Below are 3,288 nucleotides of genomic sequence, written 5' to 3' on the forward strand. Positions count from 1 at the left end.
ATGGCCGCCCGGAACCAGCACCGGGACTTCCAAAAGCCGGGTTATGGCAAGGTTTTCGGTAGGCTGGGACTTGTGACTTTTCCTGTGATCGGTGTGGTTGGCGGCGGCCAACTCGCCCGAATGATGGCCCCGGCGGCCACCGCCCTGGGCTTCGAGCTCCGCGTCCTTGCCGAAGGTGAGGACGTTTCAGCCGTCTCCGCCGTGGCCCATGCCCCGGTCGGTGACTACACCGACCTGGACCATCTCCTTGAGTTCTCCCGCGGCCTGGACGTCCTGACGTTCGACCATGAACACGTCCCCACCGAACACCTCCGGTCCCTGCAGCGGGCCGGCGTCAACGTCCACCCCGGACCTGACGCGCTGGTCAACGCCCAGGACAAGCTCGTGATGCGGGCGGCCATCGACCGGCTGGAACTGCCCAATCCGCGCTGGGCGTCGGTCGACGACGTCGCCGGGCTGATCGCGTTCGGCGAGGACACCGGCTGGCCGGTCGTCCTGAAGACCCCGCGCGGCGGCTACGACGGCAAGGGTGTGCGGATCGTGGATTCCGCAGCCGACGCCGCGGACACCGCGGACTGGTTCGAGGCAATGTCGCCGCTGCTCGCGGAGGCCAAAGTGGAATTCAGCCGCGAACTCTCTGCCCTGGTGGCCCGGACCCCGGACGGCGAGGCGCGGGCCTGGCCTGTGGTGCACACGATCCAGGTCGACGGGGTCTGCGACGAAGTCATCGCCCCGGCGCTGGACATCCCGCTGGACGTCGCTGCCGCGGCGGAAGGCGCCGCCCTGCGCATCGCGAGCGAACTCGGCGTCACGGGTGTTATGGCCGTCGAGCTGTTCGAAACCCCTGGGATGGGTGCCGGTTTCCTGATCAACGAACTCGCCATGCGTCCGCACAACACCGGCCACTGGACCCAGGACGGCTCCGTGACAAGCCAGTTCGAACAGCATCTCCGGGCCATCCTCAATCTCCCGCTCGGCGCCACGGACCTGCTGGGCCCCGTCGTCGTGATGAAGAACTTCCTGGGCGGCGCGAACCAGAATCTGTTCTCCGCCTACCCCGCAGCCCTGGCCAGCGAACCCGCGGCGAAGGTCCACTGCTACGGCAAGGCCGTCCGGCCGGGCCGCAAGATCGGCCACGTCAACCTCGTCGGCGGCTCCGTTGCCGACGTCGATTCGGTGCGCGAACGCGCCACCACGGTCGCCAACATCATCCGGAACGGAACGGCCCAGTCCCGCACCGCAGCGGGAGCCCACGAGGAGAACGCATGAGCGCCAGCAACACAGCCCCTTCCCGCGACGTCCAGTTCCCGGCAGCGTCGGACACCGGCGCCGATGCCCCGATCGTCGGACTCGTGATGGGCTCGGACTCCGACTGGCCCGTCATGGAGGCCGCTGCCGAGGCCCTCGCCGAATTCGGAATCCCCTTTGAAGCCGACGTCGTCTCCGCGCACCGCATGCCGCTCGAAATGATCCGGTACGGCCAGACGGCCCATGAGCGCGGCCTGCGCGTCGTCATTGCCGGCGCCGGCGGCGCCGCCCACCTGCCGGGCATGCTCGCCTCCGTCACGCCCCTGCCGGTCATCGGAGTCCCGGTGCCACTGAAGACCCTCGACGGGATGGACTCCCTGCTCTCCATCGTCCAGATGCCCGCCGGGGTCCCGGTCGCAACCGTGTCCATCGGCGGGGCCCGGAACGCCGGTCTGCTGGCCGTGCGCATGCTGGCCGCCGGCACGGATCCGCTGGCCGCCCGGCTCCGGACCGAGCTGCTCGACTTCGCCCAGGAACTCAATGACGTCGCCACCCGGAAGGGCGCGAACCTGCGGCAGAAGGTGGGCGAAGTGTTCGCCGACGCAAACGTCGTCACCCGGGGCAGCCGTTAAGGATTACCAGATGACCAACAGTTACGCCCCTTCCCGTCAGCCGGCGCCGAGGAACCCGACGGCTGCCGGGACCCTCACGGATCCCGTCCGCTACCCCGCGGGGGCGGCCGCTCCGGTCCTGACCAAACGTGCCTTCCTGCTGGTCCTGTTGACGCTGCTGGTGCCCGGCAGCGCCCAGATTGTTGCCGGCAACCGGCGGCTGGGGCGGATGGCGCTGCGCGTCACCCTTGCTGTCTGGGTGCTGGCCACCCTCGCGGTGGTGCTCCTCCTGGTTTCCCGGTCGACGCTGATCAATCTGTTCACCAACCAGTTTTCCTCGCTGCTGCTGATCATCGGGCTCGTGGCGCTGGCCATCGGCTGGGCTGCCCTCTTCCTCAACACACTGCGGCTGATCCGCCCCGTGCTGCTGGCACCCGGAGTGCGCCCCGCCGTCGTTGTTGCCCTGGTGCTCGCGATGATCCTCAGCAGCGGCTCGCTCGGCTACGCCGCCTACCTGCTCAACGTCAGCCGCGACGCCATCGGCAACATCTTCTCCGCCGGACCGACGATGGAGCCCTCGGAGGGCCGGTACAACTTCCTGATGATGGGCGGCGACGCCGGGGCGGACCGCACCGGCCGACGGCCGGACAGCCTCTCGGTCATCAGCGTGGATGCCAAGACCGGCCAGACCGCCATCATCTCGGTGCCCCGCAACCTCCAGAACGCGCAGTTCAGCGAAGACTCCCCGATGCGCACGATCTACCCTGACGGCTATGACTGCGGCGATGAATGCCTCATCAACGCCATCAACACCGAGGTCACCAACGAGCACACGGACCTGTACCCCGGCGTGGAGGACCCCGGCGCACAGGCCACGCTGGAGGCCGTGTCGGGAACCCTCGGCATCAAGGTCCAGGCCTACGTCCTCGTGGACATGGACGGCTTCGCCAAGCTCATTGACGCCATGGGCGGCATCCGGATCAAGGCCGGCGGCTGGGTCCCGATCAGCGGCGAGACCGTTGACGAAGCCAACGGAATCCACGGCATGCCGCTGGGCTGGATCCCTGCCGGCGAGAACACGCTGGACGGCTACCACGCCCTCTGGTACGGCCGCTCGCGCGAATTCGTGGACGACTACGCACGCATCGCACGCCAGCAGTGCGTCCAGCAGGCCATGCTCAAGCAGCTGGATCCGGCAACCCTCCTGGCCAAGTTCGAGGACATCGCCAAGGCCGGCACCAAAGTGGTCGACTCCAATATTTCCGCCAGCCAGCTCGGCAGTTTCGTGGACCTGGCGATGAAGGCCAAAGGCCAGGAATCGAAGCGGCTGACCATCGGACCGCCCGACTTCGACGCCTCCTTCTCGACGGTCCCGGACTTCGACCAGATCCACCAGAAGGTCGACGCCCTCCTCGGACCCGCTCCCGCG

3 protein-coding genes are annotated in these 3,288 nt (G+C 68.2%); all 3 read left to right on the forward strand.

Features of this window, described 5'->3' with window-relative positions:
* Window positions 1-120: 120 nt before the first annotated feature.
* Entirely contained in the window at window positions 121-1,269 is a 1,149-nt protein-coding gene (locus K789_RS0100140; RefSeq protein WP_029704080.1) for a 5-(carboxyamino)imidazole ribonucleotide synthase, read from the forward strand.
* Window positions 1,266-1,880, forward strand: coding sequence for a 5-(carboxyamino)imidazole ribonucleotide mutase (gene purE, locus K789_RS0100145; RefSeq protein WP_024364974.1), 615 nt, complete (start codon window positions 1,266-1,268; stop codon window positions 1,878-1,880). The genes K789_RS0100140 and purE overlap by 4 nt, the downstream gene beginning before the upstream one ends.
* A gap of 10 nt (window positions 1,881-1,890) precedes the next feature.
* Window positions 1,891-3,288, forward strand: a 1,398-nt coding sequence (locus K789_RS0100150) for an LCP family protein (protein WP_024364975.1), incomplete at its 3' end; no start/stop codon positions are given.

This window comes from Arthrobacter sp. TB 26 (assembly GCF_000427315.1).
Classification (GTDB): Bacteria; Actinomycetota; Actinomycetes; order Actinomycetales; family Micrococcaceae; genus Arthrobacter.

Bases quoted from the DNA above. Each gene is read 5' to 3' on its own strand.
- K789_RS0100140 (WP_029704080.1), top strand. From the start codon at position 121: ATGATGGCCCCGGCGGCCACCGCCCTGGGCTTCGAGCTCCGCGTCCTT.
- purE (WP_024364974.1), top strand. From the start codon at position 1,266: ATGAGCGCCAGCAACACAGCCCCTTCCCGCGACGTCCAGTTCCCGGCA.